Here is a 23,100-nt window from a genome sequence, read left to right as displayed (position 1 = left end):
TCACCTGGTCCTCTCGCGGGGCACCGGCTGGGTGGCCGGTGCGGGACTGTCTGTTGCGGGGTCGGCGTACCGGGCGCGGATGCGCTGCCGCCACACCTCGTAGGCCGGCAGATCGCCGCCGGTCGGCAGGTCGCGCAGCGCCTCGTCGTTGACCGCGGTGGCCTCCGCCGGGGTCAGGCCGCACAGCACCCGGGTGGCGACTTCGTTGTGCGCGACGACTAGGCCGGCCCGGACCCGTGCGCCGGCTGCGAACGAGGCACCCTGGGCCAGCTCCGGCGCGTAGGGACCAGCGGCGTCGCGCAGCCCGCGGAGCTCCGCCTCGTCGGCGCCGCCGGCATAACAGGCGGCCAGGCCGGCGCCGGCGTAGAGGTCGGCCCGGCGGTGCTCCGGGAAGCGCTGCACCAGCGTGTGCAGTAGCGAGGCGTCGGTGCCGGCCACGAACCACATCGCCCGGCCGATGCCCTGGTCGACGACGCGGTGCACGTACCAGGACGGGCCGCCGCCCGGCCAGTCGAGGTGGTCCGGGCGGTGATGGCCGTGCACGTACCGCGCGGTGTGGAAGTAGGCCTGGTGGAAGCCGTAACCGTCGAGGATCAGCCAGCGCAGCACCGGGTCGGCCGCGTAGAGCGTATGGCGGCGGAACGCCGGGATCCGGGCCATCGCCCAGCCCACGCCGACGTAGGCCATGTAGACGTGGGCCTCGGCGCGCCCGCCGAGGAACCGCTCGACGTGCCGGCCGCGGCCGATCGACAGCGCGTCCCGCACGGCCAGCGCCATCGCCGCACCTTCGTAGGCGAACCCGCGGTAGGCGGCGGTCACCGTCTCCAGCCCGTCCTCGGCATCGGCCGGGACCTTGGCCTCGGCCGCGTGGGCGAAGCCGGTGAGAAACGAGCGGCCGACTGTCTCCAGCCGTTCGCGCGCCTCCGGACTTTTCACGTGGAATCCGCGGACGGCCACGCTCGTCTCCGAGACGTCCGGTGTCAGAATACGGCGCCGCAAAGTAGCGACAATACTCATTCGAGCCCCCTGATAAGACGGTCGGAACTCAGCGTCGCAACCATTCCGGAGAATGTCTTCTCCGTTCTTGCCGATATCGGTGACGACATTTCCGGCCGCTCTTCTGCGCGCACGGCGAGCTGCCGTCCCGGCAATACCGGGACGGCAGCGGAATTGTTTCGCTATCTGTGAATGTCGGACGGTACGGCGTCGAAGTGCCGGCGGATCCCCGCACGCCATACCTCGTACTCGGGCGGTCCGTCCGGTCCGGACGCGCTGATCGTGGTCGCCTCGTCGGCCAGCGCGACGGCCTCGGGCACGCTCAGGCCGGTGAGCGCGCCGACCGCGCCGGCGGTGTGCGCCGGCTCGTGCCCGGAGAACGCCCGTGCCTTGGCCGCGAAGACCGCGCCCAGCGCCAGCTGCGCGTGGTGCGGCCCTGCGTCGCGACGCAGGGCGGCCAGGCCCGCCGGATCGCAGCCGCCGGCGAACGTGGCGGCCAGCCCGACACCGCTCCACAGGTCGGCCCGGCGCGGCGCGGAGAACCGGCCGACCGCGGCGGCCACGTCCGGTGCGATGCCGCCGTGGATGAACCACAATGCCCGGCCGATGCCCTGGTCGGCCGCGTGCGGGAAGTAGTCGGCCCGGCCCAGCCACGGGTACGGGCGCAGGGGCCGCTGCGCGGTAACCACGGTCGCGGTGTCGAAGTAGGCCCGGTCGAAGCCGTAGCCGTCGACCGCGAGCCAGCTCATCGTCGGGTAGTAGGGTGTGCCGGTCAGATCCGGCAGGACCGTGCGCCAGAGCGGCCGGGGCAGCCTGGCCATGGCGAACCCGATACCGATGTAGGTCAGGAACGTGTGCGGTACGGCCGGTCCGGAGAGCAGGTCGCGGGCCCGGTGTCCACGCCCGGCGGCCATCGCGTCCAGCACCGTGCAGGCCATCGTCGCCCCCTCGTAGGCGAACCCGCGCATCTCCGGCTCGACCAGCTCCAGCCGCCGTTCCAGCTCCCACTGGTCCCGGGTGTCGATCCCCCACTCGAATCCGCAGATCACCGCCTCCGGGATCGCCTCCAGGCGGCGGGTGGCCGCGGTCTCGGTCACCGGGAAGCCCCGGGCGGCGAAGGTGACCGATCGCAGGCTCGGCGCGAGCGCCAGCCGGCGCAGGGATCCGACGGTGGTGGGCATCTACTGTCCTTCCCTGACGGGTGAGAGGTGGCGGGCGCCGATCAGCCGGGCGGCGGCGTGGGCGCCCCAGGCGGCCGCGTCGACGAGCGCGCCGTCGCCGGTGTGGTGCGCCCGGAACTCGGCGATGACGTCCGCGTCGACCTGATACGAGGCGAGCGCGGTGAGCAGGACCAGCCGGGCCGCGGCCCGGTCCGGTGCGGGGAGCCCGGCGATCAGGTCCTCGCACCAGCGGGTGCTCAGGCCGGTGTCCTCGCCGTGCCAGTCGTGCAGCCGGTCGCGGACCAGCCGGCGCACCGCCGGGGACAGTGTGCGGGCACCGGCGGCCTCGAAGACCCGGCCGGATCTGGCGACCGCCTCGGCGACAACGGGGCTGCCGAGCGCCCAGGTGTCCGCCGGGGTGCCGGCGCCGGGCAGCAGCGGCAGTGCGCGGCCGGGACACCGTGCGTCGCGCAGGGTGGGACGCAGCACGACGCTGAGCCCGCGCTTGAGCCGGCGCCGGGCGTTCCCGCCGAGCCGGGGCGGCAGCAGGAAGTTGCTGAGGAAGACGTTGACCATGCGGCTGAGGTAGTGGAACGTCACGGCGACGCCGATCAGCTCGGCGCGGCCGGCCTGGTCGAGCCAGCCGGGCAGCGCCTGGGCGGCGCCCGGCTCGTGCGCGGTGCGGGCCCAGACCGCGATCTCCCGCAGCCGCGGATCGGTGAGCTGGTCCGGCCGGTCCTGCGCCACCCTCTCGGCGTCCTCCTCGCCGATCAGGTCGTACAGGCCGACGGTGTGCATGTCGGCGCAGTAAGGGCAGATGGTGGCCGTCGACACCGCGGCCGCGACCGTCTCCCGCAGCACGCGGCCGGTGCTGCCGTCGGCGATCAGGGTCTCGCGCATCAGCGTCCAGAACGCGGCGAGCACGTCCGGCGACGGCGAGTGCAGCGCGGCCGGTGGGACCACGAGGCCCATCTCGTCGGCAACCTGCGCGTAGACCTGGGCGACCAGGCCGTTGGCGGCGTCGGCGAGGACCGGCGTCACGAACTTGACCTGTCGCTGCACCACGGATGATGCGACCCGGCTGGCGATCAACGAGACCTCCCCATCGACGAATGCCGCACTGCCAGTATTCGGTTCGTGACCTTCTGCACAACGCGCGGCGGCCACAAGCGCACGAACGGAGAACCGGCACGCGGATCCGCCTACGTGACCGCAAGCCCGAAGATGCGCCGCCCCCGCTCGCCTCGACACGATGACCGGCAAGGAGTGGCCGCGGTGCGGCCCCGTCCGTCCGAGAAGAACCGGAGGCCCTATCCGTGCAACCCGGTACCGACGTCATGGACGCGGCGTTGACGCTGACCATCGAGGCGTTCGCCGACACGATCATCCCCGGGGAGAAACGCTTTCCCGGCGACCGCGCCGTCGCCGGCGCCGCCGAGGGCGGGGGTGCGGTCGCGGCGGGCGCGCTGGTGCTGCTGCGCGACCCGGCCGGCGGCCTTGCCCCGGCCCTGGACTCGCTGGCGGTCTCGCTCAACGATCATGCCACCCGGTACGCCGGCGGGCGCGCGCTGCCGCTCGACGACGACGTGCCGGCGTTCGTCGCGCTGCCGTTCGCCGACCGCACCGCGCTGGTCGAGGAGCTGACCGCGTGGGAGCATCCCGAGCACGAGATGTGGGTCGGCCTCGCGCTGTTCAGCAACATGGCCTTCGACAGCGCCGCGCACCTGCACACCGCGGAGGCGTTCGCCGCCGGGCATCCCGGCCTGCTGACGCTCGGCTACGCCCCGCCCGGCCCGGACGGGGTGTGGCAGTTCCCGAGCTTCTCCTATGGGCGGGAGCTCGCCCTCCCGCACCCCGGCACCACCGCGACCGGGAGCCCGTCGTGAGCGCCGTCGAGCGCACCGACGTGCTGATCATCGGCAGCGGCTTCGGCGGCGCGATCGCGGCCTACCACCTGGCCGCGGGCGGGGCGAAGGTCGTCGTCCTGGAGCGAGGGCCCTGGCTGGACAGCAACGAGTTCGACCACGACTTCAAGCTCGGCTCGTCGTACACCCGGATCTTCGACTTCGTCGTCGGCGACGGGATGAGCGTGCTCGGCGGCAACTGCGTGGGCGGCGGCAGCGTGGTCTACTTCGCCACGATGCCTCGCGCGCCGGGCTTCGTCTTCGACCGGCACGGCAGCATCGGTCGCCGCATGTGGCCGGCCTCGATCAGCCGCGACGTGCTCGAGCCGTGGTACGACCGGGTCGAGGCGTCGCTGCCGATCACGATGCAGACCTGGGACCGGGTCCCCTACGCCGGCGGCCTGTTCGGTGCAGCCTGCGCGCACGCCGGGCGCACCGCGAACCCGGCACCCGCCGCGATCGACGTGGACATGTGCACCAACTGCAACTGGATGATGGCCGGCTGCCGGTTCGACGCCAAGCGCTCGCTGCTGCTCAACTACCTGCCCGCCGCGCTCGCGCACGGCGCGCAGATCCGGCCGCTGCACGAGGTCCAGCGCCTGTCACGTACCGCCGACGGCGGATACCGGGTGCACTACCGCGTCGTCGACGGCGAGGACTACCGGATCCTGCACGACGCCGGGACGATCGAGGCGAAGCTGGTCGTGCTGGCCGCGGGCGCGGGCGCCACCCCGGTCATCCTCGCGCGGTCCGCGCCGGAGCTCGGCGCCATGCCGCACGCGGTCGGGCGGTACTTCTCCGGCAACGGCGAACGGCTGAACACCGCGGTCTTCGACGAGGACCGCATCCGCGACGTGCTCGGGCTCGACCGCGGCGACGGCAGCGCCTACCGCGGTCACCAGATCGGGCGCGGGCCGACCGTTGCGAGCTGGGACCGGCTCGACGCAAGCCTGCCCGAGTACGAGCGGTACTCGCTGGAGCAGCTCTACTTCCCGCCCGGGCTCGGCACGATCCTGGCCCAGGCGCCCGGCGCGGAGCGCGCGAGCTGGTTCGGCGTCCACAAGAAGCAGATGCTGCGGGACTGGCAGTCGTGGATGACGATCTTCACGATGTCCGAGGACGACAACGAGGGCGTGTTCGGGCCGCCACCCGAGACCGGCAACGCCCACCGGCTCTCCCAGCAGATGCTCGGCAACGGCCCACTGCGGTACCGGCCCACGGCGAACACCTGGCGGGGCTGGTCGCTCGCGGACGCGGACGTCAAGGACATCCTCGAACGCGACGGCCTGGCCCGGGTACGGCCGTGGACCAACGACCTGGTCGGCGCGTACACAGTGCACCCGCTGGCGTCCTGCCGCATCGGCGACGACCCGGCCACCTCGGCGCTCGACGACGGCCACGAGCTGCGCGGCCATCCGGGCATCTTCGTCACCGACGGCTCCGCGGTGCCGGGCGCGCTGACCGTCAACCCGGCGCTGACCATCTCCGCGCTCGCCGAGCGGGCGATGCCCGGCATCGTGCGGGCCGCCCGCGCACGCGGCATCGCCGTCACCTACGGCGCCCCGACGCCCGAAGGCGCCACCTCCGCCCGCCGGGCGATCGCCCGCACGGCCTGATCCCGCCGGTCCCGGCCCCGGCACGTCCCGGGGCCGGGACCGGGAAGGAGCCCGATGAGCCCCCTGCTGGCCCAGGGAACCAGGGGCATCACCCTGGCCCACATCCGGCACGTCACGCCGGTACCGCCGGACCGCGCGACTGGGACAGTCGCACGCGTCTACCACGACATGGAGCACGACTTCGGCATGCTCGCGCCCCCGATCGCGCTGCACGCACCGGAACCTGACGTGCTGGCCGGCGCGTGGATCGTCTTCCGCGAGACGATGCTGCCGTCGATGGCCGCGTCCCGGGCGGCGAAGGAGACGGTAGCGGCCGCAGTGTCACTGGCCAACCGGTGCCCGTACTGCGTCGACGTGCACGGCACCACGCTGGCCGGGCTGACCGGCGGCGGCGACGCGCGGGCGCTCGCGGACGGCCGGATCGACCAGATGCGCGACCCGGCGATGCGCGCACTGGCCCGCTGGGCCCGCCGCGACGGCACCGATCCCGCGCCGTTCCCGGCGACCGCGGCCGAGGCCCCGGAGCTGATCGCGACGGTGGTGGTCTTCGAGTACCTCAACCGGATGGTCAACGTCTTCCTGCGTGACTCACCGCTGCCGCCGCTGACCGGGCTGGCCGCCGGGCTTGCCCGCCGGGGCGCGGCTCGGGTGATGGGACGGCTGGCCCGCCGGCGGGCACGGGCGGGCGCGTCGCTGGGGCTGCTGCCGGCACCTGCCGCGCCGCTCGTGCCGGACTGGGCGGCCGGGCAGCCGCACATCGCCGCCGCAATGGCCAGGGCGACAGCAGCACTGGAGACCGGGGCGGCACCGTACGTGGCCGGGCCGGTCCGCGCGCTGGTCACCGCGGCGCTGGACGGCGGCGCACCGGCCGGGGCCGTGGCGGTGGAGACGCTGCCGGAGGCGCTGCGCCCGGCCGGCCGGCTGGCGATGCTGACGGCGCTCGCCTCGTACCGGGTGACCGACACCGTGGTCGGGCAGTTCCGGGACGCCGGGCACGACGACGCCGAGCTGGTGCGCCTGACCGCGTGGGCGAGCTGGTCCGCGGCCCGGCGCGTCGGCACGTCACCGTCGCTCGGGCACTGACCCGGTGCGACCCGGCGGCGCACGCCGGGTCGCACCATGCGGTGTGCGGTCAGCGCGGGTCGCGGGGGCAGTTCTGGTAGACCGCGAGCTGCCAGCGATCGTCGCGCCGGACCAGGATCCACGAGGCCCGGATCGCGGCGCCGGCGTCGAGCTCCTCGGCGCCGGCCGCCAGCACACCGCCTTCGGTGATCACCGCCACCACGCCCGGGCTGAGCACCTTCATCTCGATCGGCCGGCCGGTGACCCGAGTGCCGGCGTACGGGCCCGCGTAGGCATGCGTCATGAACTCGCGGATCGCATCCCGGCCCTGCTGATACCGGCCGGGCAGGATCATCGTGCCGTCCTCGGCGAACAGGTCGGCGAACTCGTCGGCGTCGTGGGCGGCCCAGACGCGGATCATCCGGGCCGGCACCGCGGCGATCGCCGCCTGGTCCTCGGCGGACAGCGCGGCGGGAGCGGTCGGGGTGGTGGTCATCCGGTCTCCTTCGGTGACGGGTCATACTTTCGGCGGGTCGAACAGGCTCGGGAACTTCGTGGTCAGCGCCAGTTCCCCGGCGGTGCGCAGCCTGCCGCGCATGATCAGCAGCACCGCGTGCACGTTGCCGGTGACCAGGCGCAGGAAGTCGACCGCGCCAAGCCTCAGGGTGAGCTGAGGCGTGCCGATCCGGGCAGGTGAGACGGTGCACGTCCCGTTCGCGATGACCAGCTCGTAGTAGTCGAAGCCGCCGTCCGTCCGGCCGCCTATCGACCAGTGGACGACCGCCCGCAGACCGGCGGCGCGGTCGGCCCGGAACACCTCTGGCATGCGCCGGAACACCTCGTCGAGCACCTCGGTACGCCGTGCGCCGTCCATCAACGCCTCGAGCTCGGCCGTTGACGCCGCCTTGACGAACCGCCCGAATCCGTACGGTCCGAGCGCGGCCGGATTGCCCTGGTCAACCGACATCTACATCCCTCTCTGCCGAGCTGGCCGATCGCTTCGATTCTGGTCGGCCGCCCGGGGCGGAACACCTTCCAGGTTGCGGGACCCGGCGCGCTGAGCAACGACGAAGAAGACTTCCCGCACGCGCGCCCGCATGCTCGAACCGCTCCCGTAGACGACCACCTCGCGTGCGAGGGGAGAGGACACCGTCGATGACCGAAAGCAAGCCGATCATCATGGACCTGATCGCGGAGGGCGACGAGCTGGATCGTCTCCTGCGCGATCTCGACGACGCCGGGTGGCGCACGCCCACGCCCGCACCGGGCTGGACCGTCGCCCACCAGGTCGCCCACCTCGCCGCCACCTTCCGGATGGCCGCGCTGGCGGTGGCCGCGCCGGACCGTTTTACGGCGATGACCGCGCAGCTCGGCCCGAACTTCACCGCGAACGTCGATCACGCGCTCGCCGAGTTCGTCGCCGAGCCGCCGGCCGCGCTCTTCTCCCGCTGGCGGGCCGAGCGGGCCCGCACCGAGCAGGCGCTCGCCTCGGTGAGCGCCGACCTGATCGTGCCCTGGCTGGTCCGGCCGCTGCCTGCCTCGGTGCTGGCCGCAGCGGGCATGATGGAGCTGTTCGGGCACGGCCAGGACATCGCCGACGCGCTCGGCCACCAGCGCCGGTACACCGACCGGATCGGTCACCTGGTCGCGTTCGGCGTACGGACCTGGGATTTCGGGTACGCCACGCACGGTCTGACGGTGCCGGCGGAGCCGATGCACTTCGCGCTGCGGGCACCGTCCGGCACGCTCTGGGAGTTCGGTCCGGCCGACGCACAGCAACGGGTCAGCGGCCCGGCGGCCGACTTCTGTCTGCTTGTCACGCGCCGCCGGCACCGTGACGACCTGGCATTGCGCGCCGAGGGCGACGAAGCCGACAGGTGGCTGTCGATCGCGCAGGCGTACCGCGGTCCGGCGGGTGAAGGCCGCCGGCCGGGACAGTTCGCCACGGCCGCCGAACCGGTGCGCTGACCGCTGGACGCCGGGCGGGCCTGTCACGGACCGCCCGGCGTCGCAGTGCCTCAGCCCTCGTCGCCGACCGGGCGGAACCGCAGGGCGGCGTGGTGATCTCTGGCCATCCGGCCCATGGCGGTCAGCGCGACCTCGAACATCAGCCCGCGGACGACGGCGGCCGCACGCTCCCCGCTGGTCGGTGCCGCCGGGACGAAGTCCAGTTCGCCCTGCGCGAGCCCGTCGGCCGCCTCGGCGTACGGCATGAAGAAGTCGATCTCGCAGGTGGAGCCGAGACGCTTCAGCGCGGCGAGCACCTCGACCAGGTGTTTGCGGGGCAGCGCGTCGGCCTCCAGCGACCAGCCCATCCGGTGGACGAGCGCGTCGACGTCGGTCCGGGCCGCGTCCGCCTCCGGGCCGTCGGTCTCCTGGTCGTCCGCGGCGACCGCCGCCTCCATGACCCGGTAGAGGTCGGGCAGCGGCAGCCTGCCGTCCTCGATGGAGTTGAGCAGCAGCCGGACCGAGGACAGGTCGAGTCCGGCCATCACGGTGAGCGTGCGGATCAGGCGCAACCGGTTCACGTGTCTCTCGCCGTAGGAGGCCTGGTTGCGGTTGGTGGGCTGCCCCGGTGGGAGCAGCCGCTCGCGGAGGTAGAACTTGATGGTTCCCACAGGTGTGCCCGTGCGCCGGCTGAGTTCCGAGATTCGCATGGAGCTCCCCAGCTCGAGATCGATCGGCTGAGCCGATTGTCGCATCGACATACGTTCACGGCACAACGATGATCAGGCCGCCAGCCGGTCGAGCTCGCGGCGGCGTGCCAGCGCCCACTCCCGCGCGTCGAGCAGGGCGAGCAGCACCGGCGGGTCCAGGTCGCGCGCGGGGTTGAGGTCCATGTCGATGTCGAACCGGGTGCCCCCGCGAATACACAGTGGACCACACGTCCCGACCCAGACCTCCTGCGGCGCTCCGGGTGATCCGGGACGCCCACCGCGCGAGGGCTCCGCGACCGCCTGCGCGAGCAGGAACCACGAACCGGCGGGCACCTCGTCGAAGAGGTAGGCACCGGGTCCGTCGAGCACCGCGCACCGCACCGGCTGCCCCTCGGGGATCCGGTCGGCGAAGAGCCCGACGAACACCGGCCCGGACTGCTCCCCCGGGCCGCGGATCACGCCGGCGACGCGGGCGGGTACGTCCACCTCCGGGCCGAATCGGGTGTCGACGGTGATCTCCGGCGCGAACCCGGCAAGCCGCCGGTACGCGGTCGGTGACATCCCGACGCTGCGGCTGAACCGGGAGCTGAACGTACCGACGCTGTTGTAGCCGACGCACAGGCTGATGTCGGCCACGTTGAGCGAGGTGGACACGAGCAGCGTCTTCGCCCGCTGCAGGCGCAGCGCGGAGAGGAATCGCCCCGGGGAGACGCCGGTGGCCCGCTGGAAGACCCGGGAGAAGTGGAACTTGCTGAACATGGCCGACCGGGCCAGGTCTTCGACGGTGATCTGCTCACCGAGGTTCATTCGCATGGTGGTGATGGCGCGCCTGACCGCACGCTCGGCCGACTCGTCCACGGGGCCTCCGATTGAGCATGAACTTGGGGTACGGCCAACGGAGTCCAGTGCGCCGATGCACCGAGCGCCCCCACGGGCCGCGTCACACAGAAATAGCGAGAAAATTGATGGGAGAACGCCGTTATTAGTAGTCGGCTGACTCGCGTATTAGCCCATTCACTCTCGCCGCGCTCTATCCGGAGTCGACGGTAGCGGAGCCCGTCGCGCTTAGCAACGCCTTGCGTACCCGTTGTGTCGGACAGTGTCACCAGCAGGTAAACGCGCCCTGACCAGACCTGGCGCTGCCGTACACCCGGACGCCCCTTCGGGCAAAATGGAAACTGATGCTTGCCAATCTTTAATCGGGCTTCTCACCAGCGACAAGGTGCCACGTTACTATCCGGTACGGCACGGGTGAGGGCCGGCACGGACGGCCATCGCCCATTCCCGAGAATAATCGCCGAAGACGACCATCTTCGTCATACGGTATAAGCGCCACTAATCCGGACTTTTGCCCACCCCGGCGCCCGCGCAACGTGGAAGATGCCGCTACCACGCCGCGTCCGTACCGTCGGATGAGATGAACGACAGACCCTCCACTCAGGAGATTCCCATGGAGAAACGCTGCCCGTACCGGCTCGACGTGACCGGTCAGGACGTGCACGGTGAGGCTCAGGAACTGCGCCAGCAGGGCTCCGGGATCGCGATGGTCACCCTGCCGGGCGACGTCCGCGGCTGGGTCGTGGTCGGTCACGACCTGGCGAAGGAACTGCTGACCAGCCCCAAGGTCTCGAAGAACCCGCGCATGCACTGGCCACAATGGATCAACGGCGAGATCGGCGCCGACTGGCCGCTGGCAAGCTGGCCGACGATGGAGAACATGACGACCGCCTACGGCCAGGAGGCGCAACGGCTGCGCCGGCCGGTGGTCAAGGCGTTCACCCCCAAGCGGGTGCGCTCGATGCAGCCCTATATCGAGCGGACCGTCGCCCGCCTGCTCGACCGGCTCGCCGAGACGCCGCCCGGCGAGGTCGTCGACCTCAAGCGCAATTTCTCCTACCAGCTGCCGGCCACCATCATCTGCGACCTCTTCGGTGTCCCGGAGGCCGATCGTGCGACGGTGCTGCGCGGCGGCGAGAAGACCCCGGACTCCTCGCTCACCCCGGAGGAGGCCGAGGCGAACATCCGCGACTGGACCGAACAGTTCTCCAAGCTCATCCAGGCGAAACGGGAACACCCGGGCGACGATCTGACGAGCGAGCTGGTCAACACGACAGGCGAGGAGCGCCTCACCGACAGCGAACTGATCGGCACGCTGTTCGTGGCGCTCGGCGCGGGCTCGGAGACCGTGATGAACCTGGTCACGCACGCGGTGCACAAGCTGCTCACCCACCCGCAGCAGCGGGCCGCGGTCGAGGAGGGACGCGCCACCTGGGACGACGTCATCGAGGAGACGCTGCGCCTGGAGTCGCCGCTCAACATGTTGCCGCTGCGGTTCGCGGTCGAGGATCTGGAACTCGACGGCGTGACCGTCCCCAAGGGCGACCCGATCCTGATGGGGTACGGTGCGATCGGGCGGGACCCGTCGATCCACGGCGACTCCGCGGAGGACTGGGATATCAGCCGGCCCGAGAAGGAGCACCTGAGCTTCGGCTTCGGCACGCACTACTGCTTCGGCGCTCCGCTGGCCCGGCTGGAGGCGCAGATCGCACTGCCCGCGCTGTTCGCCAGGTTCCCGGGCATCGAGCTGGCGGTCAAGACCGAGGAGCTGGAGTCGCAGGGCACGTTCATCATGAACGGGCACAAGACATTGCCGGTCATCCTGGACGGGGCTGCGGTCACAGTCGCCTGACCCGCACGCGGAGAAGCCCCGGCCGGATCGTACCGGCCGGGGCTTCTCCGCGTGGTCTCAGCCGGTCGCGGCCTGCCGGTCGCGGTCGGCTCCGCCCATCACGCGCGCGGCCAGCACCACCCCGACCATCAGCGGGATGATGGCGGCGAACGTCCAGGTCATCCCGATCGCCTGGGCGAACCAGCCGATCAGGGCCGGGCCGGCCAGGATGCCGGCATAGGTGAACGTGGTGACCCGGGAGACGAACGTCGCCGCGCCCGGCCCGTCACCGCCGGCGGCGCCGACCGCGCTGAAGATCAGCGGCACCAGAACCGACATGCCCGCACCCAGGATGGCGAAGCCCACGATCGTCACCTGCTGCGAACGGCCGAGGACCACGACCAGCAACCCCGCCACCGCGATCACGCCGCTGGCCCGGAACATCGACACGTTGCCGAACCGGGCGGTGAGCCGGTCGCCGAACAGCCGCCCGGCGGTCTGGAAAACGGTGAACGCGGTGTAACCGAGCGCCGCCACCGCAAGCGTGGCACCGCGATCCTCGTGCAGGAACACGCCGCTCCAGCTCACCACCGCGGCCTCGCCCAGCATGATCGTCAAACCCATCAGCCCGAAGATCAGCACCGGGCCGGTCCATCCGCTGCGCCAACCGGCACCCGGCGGCTTCGAGCCGTCCGGCGCACGCCGCACCCGGTCGACCGACGCGGGCAGCAGCCACAGCGAGGCGACCAGCCCGGCGATCAGCAGCACGCCGCCGACGACCAGGAACTGCCGCAGCGTCGGGATGCCGGCCCGGATGACGCTGGCACCGCTCGCCGAGGCGATGACCGCGCTGATGCTCCACGCCGCATGGCAGCTGTTCATCATCGGCCGGCCCCGGAGGCGTTCGACGGTGACCGCGTGAGCGTTCATCGCCACGTCGAGCGTGCCGTGCACCATGCCCAGCAGCACCACCCCGACGGCGAGCACCACCACGTTCCCGGCCGCGCCGATGCCGACCAGCACCAGCGGCATCAGCAGCAGCGTCATCCGGATCACCCGCACGCTGCCGAAACCCGCCACCAGCGGGCCGACGAACTGCATGGTCAGCAGCGCGGCGGTGCCGAAGCAGGTCATCACCAGTCCGAGCCGCGCGTCGGTGAGCGCCAGATCCGCCTTGATCGACGGGATCCGGACGATATAGGTCGCCAGCATCAAACCGTTGATGAAGAAGACCGCGGTGATCGCCCACCGGGCGCGCCGGACCGCCGCACCGGACGGGCCCGCCGGGTCAGCCGGTACGCGCAGCGTGTCCGGCCTCGTTTCGTTGACCATGCTCGACCTCCGTGTCAGTGAGTGTTTTTCAACCTGTCCCAACCTGGTCACGGCCAGGCCCATGAACACGGCTTCGGCGTAGAGGAGCAGCCAGGTTGAAAAATGCTCAGTGGGTGATGCCGCGGATCAGCGCCGCGCCTCGATGAGGGCCGCCAGCCGGTCGGTCAGCTCGGTCTTGCGGCCGATCCGGCCGGCCTCGGCCAGCAGATCCGCGCCCCAGTGCTCCCAGAGACCGGCCAGGCGTGAGGTGATGAGCACGGTCTCGACGGACTGGTCCGCCAGGGTGGTGCGGATTCCGACGGCGTGCCGGCCGTCCCCGCCCGCACGGTCCAGCAGCTGCCTGTCGAACTCGACGACGACGGTGCCGGCCGGCAGGTCCGGCAGGTCCCCGCCGGCGCCGATCACCACGAGCGAGCCGTCACCGTGCGCCGCGGCCGCCTGGGCGATCTCCGCGCGCACGTCCACCTCACGCACCCGTGCGGTGTGCTCCGAGATCTCCCGCGCGAACTGCGGCCAGCTCCAGAACTCCACGTCACGGACCGCCCGCCAGCCGACCTCGATCACCGGCTCCGGGAATTTGGCGAGGAACTGCAGCATGTTCTCGGTGAAGGTGGCCATCCGGTCGCCCATCGGGCGCTCGTGCGGCCACTCGACGATCCACGCGTCCGGGGCATAACCGAACGTCAAGCCGTGCCGCGCCCCGCGGAACGCGATCTCGATGTCCTCCGCGCCCCACTGCACGAACGCCTCGTCGAACCCGCCGATCCGCCGGAAGTCGTCGGCGCGGACCGAGCAGTTGAATGTGAAGAACAATTGCCAGGGCAGCGGGTCACGGCCGAGGTCGTACCCGGCCGCGGCCAGCCGGTCCTCGCGCCCGTCCCGGAACTCCGGGTTGCCGGCGAAGCGCCGGGCGACCTCGTCCAGCGGCGCCTCGTCCATCGCCTCCGCCAGGCCGGCCAGCCGGGCCAGGTTGGCACCGAACCCGTGCCCATGGCCGATCACCATCCGGTGCGCGGCGGGATCCTCGTGCGCCGCCAGGTGGGCCCGCGCCAGCCCGGGTCCGGGCATCGCGCCCGCGTCCAGGAAGACCAAGACCGGCGCCGAAGCCAGCCGCGCGCCGGCGTTGCGCGCGGTGCTGGCCCGGAAGCCGAGATCCTCCTGGACGTGGTACTGCAGCGGCAGGCGGCCGACGAAGGACTCGACGATCTCCGCGGTGCCGTCCGATGACCCGTCGTCGGACACGATCACCTCGAACCGATCGTGCGGCAGGTCCTGCAGGCTCAGGTGGTGCAGCTGCCGCCGCAGCAACGGGCCACGGTTGTACGTGGTGACGATGATCGACACTGCGGGGTTCACTGGCTTCTACGACCCTTTCCGGTCCGTGCCGGGCAGTCCGGCGAAGTCCGCGATCAGTGACCAGTACGCCTCGGGGTTCTCCTCCTGGGCCAGATGGCCGGAGTCCGGCACCCAGGCGCCCGTCACGTGGCGGACGCCCGCCGCCTCGAACCCCTTGACGTGCGGCTCGAGCGAGTGGCCGGCGGGCTTGGTGCCGTGCAGGTAGAGCAGCGGCACATCGATCGGTGCGGTCACCGCCTCGTTGTCCCGGGTGTCCTGCTCCATCGCCCGGTACCAGGAGAATCCGGCGCACAACGCGCCCTCGGCCCGGTACGCGGCCACGTGCGACTGCCGGGACTGCTCGGTGATCCGGGTGCCGTCGCCGGAGAGCACGTCGTACCAGTGGTCGAGGAACGGCCGCTCCCGGCCGCGGACCAGGATCTCCGGCAGGTCTGGCTTGGCGTTGAAATGGAAGTGCCACATCGACGGGTCCCGGACCGCGACCTCCCAGGGGAACACGCCCGGCACCACGACGTGCAGGATCACCGCACGGGCGAGGCCGGTGACGTGCCGCAGGTAGGCGTAGGTCACCATGCCGCCGACGTCGCCGCCGACGAGCGTCACGTCCTTCAGGCCGAGAACCTGGAAGACCTCGTGCAGCCGTTCGGCGATCGCCTTCTTGGTGCCGTCGGTGGGGTCGCCCGTCGAACCGCCGATGCCCGGCAGATCGATCGCGATCGCGTGTGCCGTCGGTGCCGCCAGCCGCAGCATCCGCTCGTAACTCGACCAGGAGGTCGGGAACCCGTGCAGGAAGACGACCGGTGGCGCGCCCGGCACACCGGCCTCGACGACGTGCACGGATGAGCCACCGGCCTCGATCTGCCGGTGCCGAAGCGTACCGTCCATGTCTGCTCTCCTCACTGGCATCACCGGTCGGTGCTCACAGGTAGGGCGTGTTCGGCGCGAGACCGCACAGCACCCGGCCGTACAGCTCGATGTTGGTCTCGGGGAAGGTGAGTGCGTGCATCGCCATCGCGTCGAGGTTGCGCTGGATGCGCTGGATCGGGACGTTCTCGTAGATCGACGAGGCGCCGCTGGCGGACGCGAGCAGGTGCACCGCCTGTTTCGCGAGCTGGGCGATCCGGCCGAGCTGGACGCGTGAGTAGACCCGCTCCTGCTCGCTCCACGGCGTGCCGGCCTGCGCCTTCGCGTCGATGAGCGCGGCGAACGCGTGGGCGCGCATCTCCGCCTCCTCGGTCAGCAGCGCGGCCTCGCCGACCTTGAGGTGCGTGATCGGCGCGTCGCGCTGGCTCGTCCAGGCGGTATAGGTGATCGGCCGGCCGGGCAGCCGGTCGAGGAACGTCTCCATCGCGTACTTCGCGGCGCCGATGGTCTGCCCGGCCGTGGCCGCGGTGGACGTGACGAGCAGCGGGATCTCGTAGATGCCCTTGCCGGTGTTGCGCACCGACCGGCTCTGCGGGCTGAACAGGTCGGACTGGGCCACCACCCGGGCGGCGGGCACGAACACGTCGGTCGCGGACGTGGTGACGCTGCCGGTACCGCGCAGGCCGGTGACGTACCAGTCGTCGACGATCTTCAGATCGGAGACCGGGATCAGCGCTGTCATCGGCACCGCGTGCTCGGGCGGGCCGTCGAGCATGGCGGCACTGAACGCGTAGTGGCTGTGCAGCACTCCGGTGCTGAACCGCCACCGGCCGTTGTAGAGGTAGCCGCCGTCGACGGGCGTCGCGGTACCGGTCGCCGAGATGCTCCCGCAGACCCGCACGTCCGGCGTGGCGAAAACCTCGTCCTGCACCTCGTCGGGGAAACGCCCGACTATCCAGTTGATCAGCGACCAGACCGAGAGGCAGAAGGCCGCGGAACCGTCACCGCGGGCGATCTCCGCGTGGACGTCGACGAGGGTACGCGCGTCGCTCTCGAAGCCGCCGTACTGCTGCGGGACGCGCATCCGCAGCAGGCCCGCCGCCTCCATCCCGGCCAGCACGTCGTCCGGCAGCCGCCGGTTCTCGTCGATCCACCGGGACCGCTCGCGCAGCAGCGGCACGAGCTCTCCCGCTCGCCGGACGAGTTCCTCGCGCACCGGCACCGCCGTGTCCTGCATGCTGTCCTCCTGAGGCCGAACGGATGAGGGGCGGGACGAGCGCACACCGCGTCATCCCGCGCCGTCGATTTTCCGAGCCGCGCGGGAGCCGCCGCATCTTCACGATTGCCGTCCGGCCGGCGGGCCGGATCAGCCGACGTCGGCCAGGCCGACCAGGTTGCCCTGCGGGTCGGTGAAATGGCCGACGACAAGGCCGCCACCGGGCGCGGAGACCGGGCCGAGCAGCCGGGTGCCACCGAGCTTCTCGGCCGCCTGGAGCGCGGCCTCGACGTCCGGCACGCCGACGTAGAAGAGCGCCCGGTTGCCGAAGCCCGCGCCGCCGCCGATGCCGCCGGGAATGCCGGGGGTCTCGCTGTCCGGCCCAGCGGCCATGAACCCGTACTGTCCCGGCGCCGAGACGCCCTCGGCGGTCTGCCCGCCGGTCTCGAAGGACCAGCCGAACAGTTCGCCGTAGTAGTCACGCAGGCTGTCCGGGTCGGGCCCGATGATCTCGAAGTGCACAACCGGTCGTCCCATGATCCGCTCCTTGTCACCGAGAGTCGCTCGGCGCCCTCGTCGTCACCGCGTACAACCTATTAGGATCGGTTGTTATAAACAACCACGCGGAGTTTTTTTACCACCGCGGCGCGGCAGACAGGCTGACCGCGCACCATCTCGCACCGAGGAGCCGTCCGTGCCGACCAGCCGCAGCTACCACGACGCCTGCGGGATAGCCCGCGCCCTGGACGTCCTCGGCGAGCGCTGGGCGCTGCTGATCGTCCGGGAGCTGCTGTTCGGCCCGCAGCGCTTCGCCGAGCTGCGCGCCGCCCTGCCCCAGGCCAGCAGCAACATCGTCACCGACCGGCTGCGCGAGCTCGTCGCGCAGGGCGTGGTGGCCCGGCGGCAGCTGCCGGCACCGGCCGCCTCCTGGGTGTACGAGCTGACCCCGCGCGGCCGCGAGGCGGAACCGGTCGTGCTCGCGCTCGGCGACTGGGGCGGCGGCCTCCCGCCACGGGACGGCACCGCCGCGCTCAGCGCCGTCTCGATGCTGATCTATCTGCGGTCGGCGGCCCGGACCGACCCCGCACGGCCCGCGGTCTACCGGATGCAGCTCGGCGCCCAGGTCTGGACGCTGCGGTCGGCAGACGGCACCGTGCACATCACTCAGGGCGAGCCGGCCGGGTGCGACGCCGGGCTGGCCACCGATCCGCGCACGCTCAACCGCCTGCTCGGCGACCTGGCCGAGATGGACGCCGCGGAGCAGGCGGGTCTCGCGGTCGTCACCGGGGACCGGGCCGCATTGCACCGGCTGCTCGGCGCCGTCACCGTCTGAGCCACGGGGCGCACCGGTGGCCGCCGGACCGCGGTGGTGCCACGGCCCGCCGGTCACCGCACGGAGGGTGTCAGCCCCGGTCCGCCGACCGGGTGCGGAGCAGCGCCCCGCTCACCACGAGCGTGACGAGGGCGATGATCGCGCAGGCCACGAAGCCGGCGCGGTAGCCGCCCTCGTCACCCGTCGCGACGCTCGAGAAGGACGCGATAACGGTGATCACCACCGCCACGCCGAACCCGCCGCCGGACTGCAACGCCGCGGTGTTCAGGCCGGACGCCACCCCGGCGTGCGCGCGCGACACCCCCGACAGCGCCGCCGTGGCCGCGGCGACGGTGGCCACGCCCATGCCCGCGCCGAAGATCGCCAGACCGGCGAACGTGTCGAGCCGCCACTGACCGGTCGCCACGGTGACGAGCAGCAGCAGCGCGCCTGCGGCCATCGCCACCATGCCGCCGCCGACGATCACCCGCGCGCCCCAGCGGGTGACGAGCGCGTGCCCGGCGTAGGCGCCGATCGTCGCGCTCAGCGGCATCACCACCTGGCGCAGGCCGAAGTCCCACGCCGAGAAGCCCAGGAACGTCTGCGCGTACTGGCTCATCGTCACGGACAGCCCGAACGGCAGCATGCCGACCGCGAGCATCGCCACATTCCCGCCGACGAGTGACCGGGACCGAAGCAGGCCCAGCGGCACCAGCGGCGCCTTCGACCGGCTCTCGATCGCCACGAACGCCGCGAACAGCAGGACCGCACCGGCCAGCAGCGCCAGAACGCGGGTGCTGAGCCACCCGGCGGCCGGCACCAGCACGATGGCGTAGAGCAGCAGCACCAGCCCGCCGGTACTGGTCACGGCGCCGGCCAGGTCGTAGGTGCGAGGCTGGTCCCGGTCGCGGCTCTCCGGCAGCAGCATCGGTGCGAGCACCAGCATGACCAGCGCGACCGGGACATTGACCAGGAACACCCACTGCCAGCCGAGCCCGGTCAGCGCGCCGCCGACGAGCAGCCCGGTCACCGCGCCGAAACTGGCGATGCCCGCCCAGCCGGCGAGCGCCTTGTGCCGGTCCGGCCCGTCCGGGAACGTGTCGGTCAGGATGGCCAGCGCGGTCGGCGCCATCAGCGCCGCCGACACGCCGTGCAGCGCGCGGGCGGCGATCAGCACGCCCGTGCTCCAGGCGAACCCGGACAGCAGCGAGATCAACAGGAACAGTGCGGTGCCGGCCAGGAACATCCGGCGGCGGCCGAGCAGATCGGCGGCGCGCCCGCCGAGCAGCAGCAGGCCGCCGAAGGTGAGCAGGTTGGCACTGAGCACCCACTGCGCGGACACAGGAGACATCCGCAGGTCGGCGCTGATCGCCGGGAGCGCGAGGATGACGATCTGCGAATCGAGAATGATCATGAAGTTGGCGGCGCAGAGCAGCACGAGCGCCGCCCAGCGGCGCGGATGTGGCACGACGAGGGATGGGGAGCCCAGGGACGGTGATGCGACCATGACTGTCCTTTGTCGAGAATTGCCAGCGACTTCCGTCGATTCCGGAAGTTCGATCACGCATGGTGGCACGCCCCGGCGGAGCGGTCTTCTTCCATCGTGCGCAGTTGCGGTACCGCACGCTGGAAGGTGCGTGCGGACCCGGATCGGCGGCAGCGTGATCGGCACACCGTCGAGAGGACGACCCATGGCGCACACGACCGTGATCCGGTACACCACGAGGCCCGAAGCGGCCGACCTGAACGCGCAGCTGGTGGAGAAGGTCTTCGTCGAGCTGGCCCAGGCCGCGCCCGCCGGGGTGCGGTACACGACGTTGCGGCTCGGCGACGGGTCGCAGTTCGTCCACGTCCTGACCAGCGAGGACGACGGCAACCCGCTGGCCGGTCTCCCCGCGTTCCGACAGTTCCAGGACGGCATCCGCGAGCGGTGCGCCGAGGCACCGCAGTTCAGCCCGGCGACCGTCGTCGGCGCGTACGGCTTCTGACACGCCGCCGCCCCGGGGAGGCGGCCCGGGGCGGCGGTGGCACGGGGATCAGCTTGCGTGAGCGGGCGCGGCCAGCCACGACTCGCCCGGCCGGGGGCGGCGGATCGCGTGGCGCAGGACGCGGGCCACCATTGCCGGGCGCATCAGCGCGGACGGCGGGTCGAGCAGGCCCGCCACCCGCATGAAACCCTCGGTGACCTTGGCGTCCTTGGTCGCCGCGTACTGCAGCCGGGCCATGTAGGCGTTGCCGATGCGTACCTTCATCGGCCGTGGCCCCTCCACCCCGGGGAAATCCAGGTCACCGGTGACCGAGACCTCCCACGGCGTGTCGATGATCCGCGCGGCCGCGGCGAAATACGTGGCCGCGTCCGGCGTCCCGCCGCGGCGCAGCTCGTCACGCAGCGCGATCGCCTCCATCGCGGCCACCGTCATGCCCTGCCCATAGACCGGGTTGAAGCTGCACAACGCGTCACCGATGAGCAGGTAGCGCTCCGGGAACCGGCGCAGCCGCTCGTACCGGCGGCGCACGCTGACCGGGAACCGGAAACTGACCGCGTCGTTCAGCGGCTGCGCCTCGCGCACCGCCCGGTAGACGTCCGGGATCGGCAGCGTCCGGGCGAACTCGAGAAAGCCCTCGTCGTCGGTCGGCGGATGGTCGCCGAGGATGCCGGTCAGCGACAGGTTGATAACGCCCGGGCCGATGGTGCCGAAAAACGCGCCCCGGGGATGGGCGGGCGAGGCGACCGGATTGATCGAGTAGACGCCCTCGCCGAGCATCCCCGGCTCCATCTTGTAGTGCCGTGTCGTGTACGCCATCCCGATCTTGACCCTGTCCTCCTCCGGCCGCGGATAGCCCAGCTCCGCCAGCCAGGCGGGCGTCCGCGAGCCGCGGCCGGTCGCGTCGACCACCAGATCCGCGTCGTACACCCGCTCCTGGCCCGGCGCGTCGTGGGACACCACCCGCGCGCCCAGGATCCGCCCGCCCGCCGCGTCGGCCACGATGCCGGCGATGTCGTGGCGCTCCAGGAACGTCACGTTCGGCAGCGCCGCGACCCGGGCCCGGATGTGCGCCTCCAGCATCGGGCGGGGCGCCATCACCGACAGCAGCCCGGTCCGGGCGATCCGCGCCGGCCGGCCGTTGAGATACCAGCGCATCTCGCCCAGGTCGCAGCTCGGGATGCCCGCCTCGGTCAGCCCGTCGGTCAGCCCGGGGAACAACTCCTCCAAAATCAGGTGCCCGCGCGCGTGCAACGCATGCGCGTGCACGGCATGCGGTGCGCCCCGGCGCGTCCCGGTGACGCCGAGCACCACATCCCGGTCGATGATCAACACTTCGTCGTAGGACTCCGACAGCACCCGGGCGGCGAGAATGCCGCCCATGCTCCCGCCCAGCACCACTGCCCGTTTGCCGACCCGACTGTCCATTGCGGTCTCTCCCGTCCGGTTCAGGTCACGCATCGGCGAGCAGGCGAGCAAAGGCACGGACATCGGCAACGAACAGGTCCGGCTCCTCCATCGCGGCGAAATGGCCGCCGTGGTCGTACTCCGTCCAGTGCACGATCCTCGGCAGATCACGCTCGGCGAACCGGCGGATGGCCACGAACGCCGCATGCGGGAAGACCGCCACCCCGACCGGCACCGGTACGGCCGGGTAGCGCCCGGTCAGCGCGTTGATCGGCAGCTGGTCCGCGCTCTCGTAATACATCTGGTTCGACGAGCCGGCCGTGCCGGTCAGCCAGTAGATGGTCGCGATGGTCAGCATCAGATCCCGGTCGACCGCCTCCTCCGGCACCTTCACCGCGTCGGTCCAGTCCATGAACTTCTCGACCACGTAGGCGAGCTGGCCGACCGGCGAGTCGTTGAGCGCGTAAGCGACCGTGTGCGGCCGGGTGGAGTGCAGCTTCATCGTGCCGGACAGGTGGTCGAGGAACCGTTGCGAGTGCGCCATCCGCGCCTGGTCCCGCTCGTTCAGATCGACCAGGTCCGCCGGGTCCTCGCTGGGCGTGGTGGCGAGCATGTTCAGGTGTACGCCGCTGACGTGCTCCGGGTCGACCAGCCCGACCATCAGCGAGACCGGCGCGCCGAAGTCCCCGCCCTGGGCGATATATCTGTCGTAGCCCAGCCGGTGCATCAGCTCCGCCCACGCCGAGGCCACCCGCAGCAGCGTCCACCCGGTCCCCGGATGCGGGCCCGAGAACCCGTACCCGGGCATCGACGCGATCACCACGTGGAACGCGTCGGCCGGGTCACCACCGTGCGCCCGCGGGTCGGTCAGCGGCCCGATCACGTCCAGGAACTCCGCGACCGAGCCGGGCCAGCCGTGCGTGATGAGCAGCGCGCGGGCCCCCGGCTCCGGGCTCCTGGCGTGCAGGAAGTACACGGTCGCGCCGTCGATCTCCGTGGTGAACTGCGGATACGCGTTCAGTCTCGCCTCGGCGGCGCGCCAGTCGTACCCGCTCGCCCAGTACTCCGCGAGTTCCCGGAGATAGGCGGTCGGCACACCCCGCTCCCACCCCGTCTCGGGCAGGCTCTCCGGCCATCGGGTGCCGGCGATACGGCGCCTGAGGTCGTCCAGCTCCGCCTGCGGCGTGTCGATCCTGAAGGCTTTCACAACGGCTCCTCACGTCGGGCCCGCACTCCCCCGGCCAGCCGTCCGCACGGCCCCTCCAGGGCGCGATCTCGCACCGACGCTATGCGTGCACTCGCCCGCCTTCATCTTCGTGAGTGCCCACTCCGTCCCGGCACTTCCTCAGCACCCCGTTCCCCTTCGGCCGGCCCTTCCGGGTTACTCGGTCGCCGGAACAGATCACCGTCCAGATGCCGGCGTCAGTCGTCCGCGGACACCGGCCGCCCATCCTCACCGAACCGCCGCAACGCGAGAGGTCACCCCGCCGTCGACATGCAGCACCGTAACCGTGGGGGTGCTCGCGGCCGATGGACGGTGCCGGGCCGCCCCGCGCTCCTCCCCG

The 23,100-nt window shown here is 71.7% G+C and carries 22 protein-coding genes; 7 read left to right on the top strand and 15 right to left on the bottom strand.

The annotated features are described in order from the left end of the window. From ACIA8K_RS39050 to ACIA8K_RS39040, 3 genes are all read right to left on the bottom strand, one after another. On the bottom strand, positions 1–1,017 hold the full coding sequence (locus tag ACIA8K_RS39050) for a DUF1702 family protein (RefSeq protein ID WP_396068539.1): 1,017 nt from the start codon (positions 1,015–1,017) through the stop codon (positions 1–3). A 161-nt stretch (positions 1,018–1,178) separates the two neighbouring features. Beyond that, a complete protein-coding gene (locus ACIA8K_RS39045; protein ID WP_396068538.1) occupies positions 1,179–2,177 on the bottom strand; it encodes a DUF1702 family protein in 999 nt (332 codons plus the stop codon). Then, positions 2,178–3,248 carry a carboxymuconolactone decarboxylase family protein gene (locus ACIA8K_RS39040; RefSeq protein WP_396068537.1) on the bottom strand — a complete coding sequence of 357 codons (1,071 nt, stop codon included), beginning with the start codon at positions 3,246–3,248 and terminating at the stop codon, positions 2,178–2,180. A gap of 245 nt (positions 3,249–3,493) precedes the next feature. On the opposite strand from ACIA8K_RS39040, the gene ACIA8K_RS39035 reads away from it, so the two are divergent. From ACIA8K_RS39035 to ACIA8K_RS39025, 3 genes are read left to right on the top strand one after another with little or no spacing between them, the layout of a single operon-like run. After that, a complete protein-coding gene (locus tag ACIA8K_RS39035; RefSeq protein ID WP_396068549.1) occupies positions 3,494–4,042 on the top strand; it encodes a DUF5987 family protein in 549 nt (182 codons plus the stop codon). Beyond that, a complete protein-coding gene (locus ACIA8K_RS39030) occupies positions 4,039–5,676 on the top strand; it encodes an FAD-dependent oxidoreductase (RefSeq protein ID WP_396068536.1) in 1,638 nt (545 codons plus the stop codon). Before ACIA8K_RS39035 ends, ACIA8K_RS39030 begins: the two co-directional genes overlap by 4 nt. 54 nt (positions 5,677–5,730) lie before the next feature. Continuing rightward, complete coding sequence (locus tag ACIA8K_RS39025; protein WP_396068535.1) at positions 5,731–6,759, top strand: carboxymuconolactone decarboxylase family protein; 1,029 nt, start codon at positions 5,731–5,733, stop codon at positions 6,757–6,759. A 49-nt stretch (positions 6,760–6,808) separates the two neighbouring features. Here ACIA8K_RS39025 and ACIA8K_RS39020 read toward each other — a convergent pair whose 3' ends face one another. Together ACIA8K_RS39020 and ACIA8K_RS39015 are read right to left on the bottom strand one after the other, a co-directional pair. Beyond that, positions 6,809–7,234: an SgcJ/EcaC family oxidoreductase gene (locus ACIA8K_RS39020; protein WP_396068534.1), complete on the bottom strand. Its 426-nt coding sequence runs from the start codon at positions 7,232–7,234 to the stop codon at positions 6,809–6,811. Positions 7,235–7,255: 21 nt separating this feature from the next. After that, a complete protein-coding gene (locus ACIA8K_RS39015) occupies positions 7,256–7,705 on the bottom strand; it encodes an SCP2 sterol-binding domain-containing protein (RefSeq protein WP_396068533.1) in 450 nt (149 codons plus the stop codon). A gap of 188 nt (positions 7,706–7,893) precedes the next feature. On the opposite strand from ACIA8K_RS39015, the gene ACIA8K_RS39010 reads away from it, so the two are divergent. Then, positions 7,894–8,706 (top strand): TIGR03084 family metal-binding protein, encoded by an 813-nt coding sequence (locus ACIA8K_RS39010; protein ID WP_396068532.1) that lies wholly within the window; start codon positions 7,894–7,896, stop codon positions 8,704–8,706. Positions 8,707–8,756: 50 nt separating this feature from the next. On the opposite strand, the gene ACIA8K_RS39005 is transcribed toward ACIA8K_RS39010, so the two are convergent. After that, positions 8,757–9,395 carry a MerR family transcriptional regulator gene (locus tag ACIA8K_RS39005; protein WP_396068531.1) on the bottom strand — a complete coding sequence of 213 codons (639 nt, stop codon included), beginning with the start codon at positions 9,393–9,395 and terminating at the stop codon, positions 8,757–8,759. A gap of 72 nt (positions 9,396–9,467) precedes the next feature. Continuing rightward, entirely contained in the window at positions 9,468–10,253 is a 786-nt protein-coding gene (locus ACIA8K_RS39000; RefSeq protein WP_396068530.1) for a helix-turn-helix domain-containing protein, read from the bottom strand. 592 nt (positions 10,254–10,845) lie between these two features. Between ACIA8K_RS39000 and ACIA8K_RS38995 the strand changes: the two genes are divergently transcribed. Further along, on the top strand, positions 10,846–12,084 hold the full coding sequence (locus ACIA8K_RS38995) for a cytochrome P450 (protein ID WP_396068548.1): 1,239 nt from the start codon (positions 10,846–10,848) through the stop codon (positions 12,082–12,084). 57 nt (positions 12,085–12,141) lie between these two features. Here ACIA8K_RS38995 and ACIA8K_RS38990 read toward each other — a convergent pair whose 3' ends face one another. The 5 genes from ACIA8K_RS38990 to ACIA8K_RS38970 form a co-directional block, all read right to left on the bottom strand. Beyond that, on the bottom strand, positions 12,142–13,395 hold the full coding sequence (locus ACIA8K_RS38990) for an MFS transporter (protein WP_396068529.1): 1,254 nt from the start codon (positions 13,393–13,395) through the stop codon (positions 12,142–12,144). Positions 13,396–13,521: 126 nt separating this feature from the next. Then, a complete protein-coding gene (locus ACIA8K_RS38985; protein ID WP_396068528.1) occupies positions 13,522–14,751 on the bottom strand; it encodes a glycosyltransferase family 2 protein in 1,230 nt (409 codons plus the stop codon). Between the two features lie 6 nt (positions 14,752–14,757). Next, positions 14,758–15,636: an alpha/beta fold hydrolase gene (locus ACIA8K_RS38980; protein ID WP_396068527.1), complete on the bottom strand. Its 879-nt coding sequence runs from the start codon at positions 15,634–15,636 to the stop codon at positions 14,758–14,760. 34 nt (positions 15,637–15,670) lie between these two features. Then, positions 15,671–16,852 (bottom strand): acyl-CoA dehydrogenase family protein, encoded by a 1,182-nt coding sequence (locus ACIA8K_RS38975; RefSeq protein WP_396068526.1) that lies wholly within the window; start codon positions 16,850–16,852, stop codon positions 15,671–15,673. Between the two features lie 129 nt (positions 16,853–16,981). After that, positions 16,982–17,368: a VOC family protein gene (locus tag ACIA8K_RS38970; RefSeq protein ID WP_396068525.1), complete on the bottom strand. Its 387-nt coding sequence runs from the start codon at positions 17,366–17,368 to the stop codon at positions 16,982–16,984. Positions 17,369–17,525: 157 nt separating this feature from the next. On the opposite strand from ACIA8K_RS38970, the gene ACIA8K_RS38965 reads away from it, so the two are divergent. Next, on the top strand, positions 17,526–18,164 hold the full coding sequence (locus ACIA8K_RS38965; RefSeq protein ID WP_396068524.1) for a winged helix-turn-helix transcriptional regulator: 639 nt from the start codon (positions 17,526–17,528) through the stop codon (positions 18,162–18,164). A gap of 70 nt (positions 18,165–18,234) precedes the next feature. On the opposite strand, the gene ACIA8K_RS38960 is transcribed toward ACIA8K_RS38965, so the two are convergent. Then, on the bottom strand, positions 18,235–19,611 hold the full coding sequence (locus ACIA8K_RS38960) for an MFS transporter (RefSeq protein ID WP_396068523.1): 1,377 nt from the start codon (positions 19,609–19,611) through the stop codon (positions 18,235–18,237). 223 nt (positions 19,612–19,834) lie between these two features. Between ACIA8K_RS38960 and ACIA8K_RS38955 the strand changes: the two genes are divergently transcribed. Further along, on the top strand, positions 19,835–20,131 hold the full coding sequence (locus ACIA8K_RS38955) for a hypothetical protein (RefSeq protein WP_396068522.1): 297 nt from the start codon (positions 19,835–19,837) through the stop codon (positions 20,129–20,131). Between the two features lie 48 nt (positions 20,132–20,179). On the opposite strand, the gene ACIA8K_RS38950 is transcribed toward ACIA8K_RS38955, so the two are convergent. Together ACIA8K_RS38950 and ACIA8K_RS38945 are read right to left on the bottom strand one after the other, a co-directional pair. Continuing rightward, positions 20,180–21,556 carry an NAD(P)/FAD-dependent oxidoreductase gene (locus ACIA8K_RS38950; protein ID WP_396068521.1) on the bottom strand — a complete coding sequence of 459 codons (1,377 nt, stop codon included), beginning with the start codon at positions 21,554–21,556 and terminating at the stop codon, positions 20,180–20,182. Positions 21,557–21,581: 25 nt separating this feature from the next. Further along, positions 21,582–22,742: an epoxide hydrolase family protein gene (locus ACIA8K_RS38945; RefSeq protein WP_396068520.1), complete on the bottom strand. Its 1,161-nt coding sequence runs from the start codon at positions 22,740–22,742 to the stop codon at positions 21,582–21,584. Between the last annotated feature and the right edge of the window lie 358 nt (positions 22,743–23,100).

This window comes from Catenuloplanes sp. NPDC051500 (genome assembly GCF_044454585.1).
In the GTDB taxonomy this organism is placed as follows: Bacteria; Actinomycetota; Actinomycetes; order Mycobacteriales; family Micromonosporaceae; genus Catenuloplanes.
This window is presented reverse-complemented; position numbering and strand designations above follow the sequence as displayed.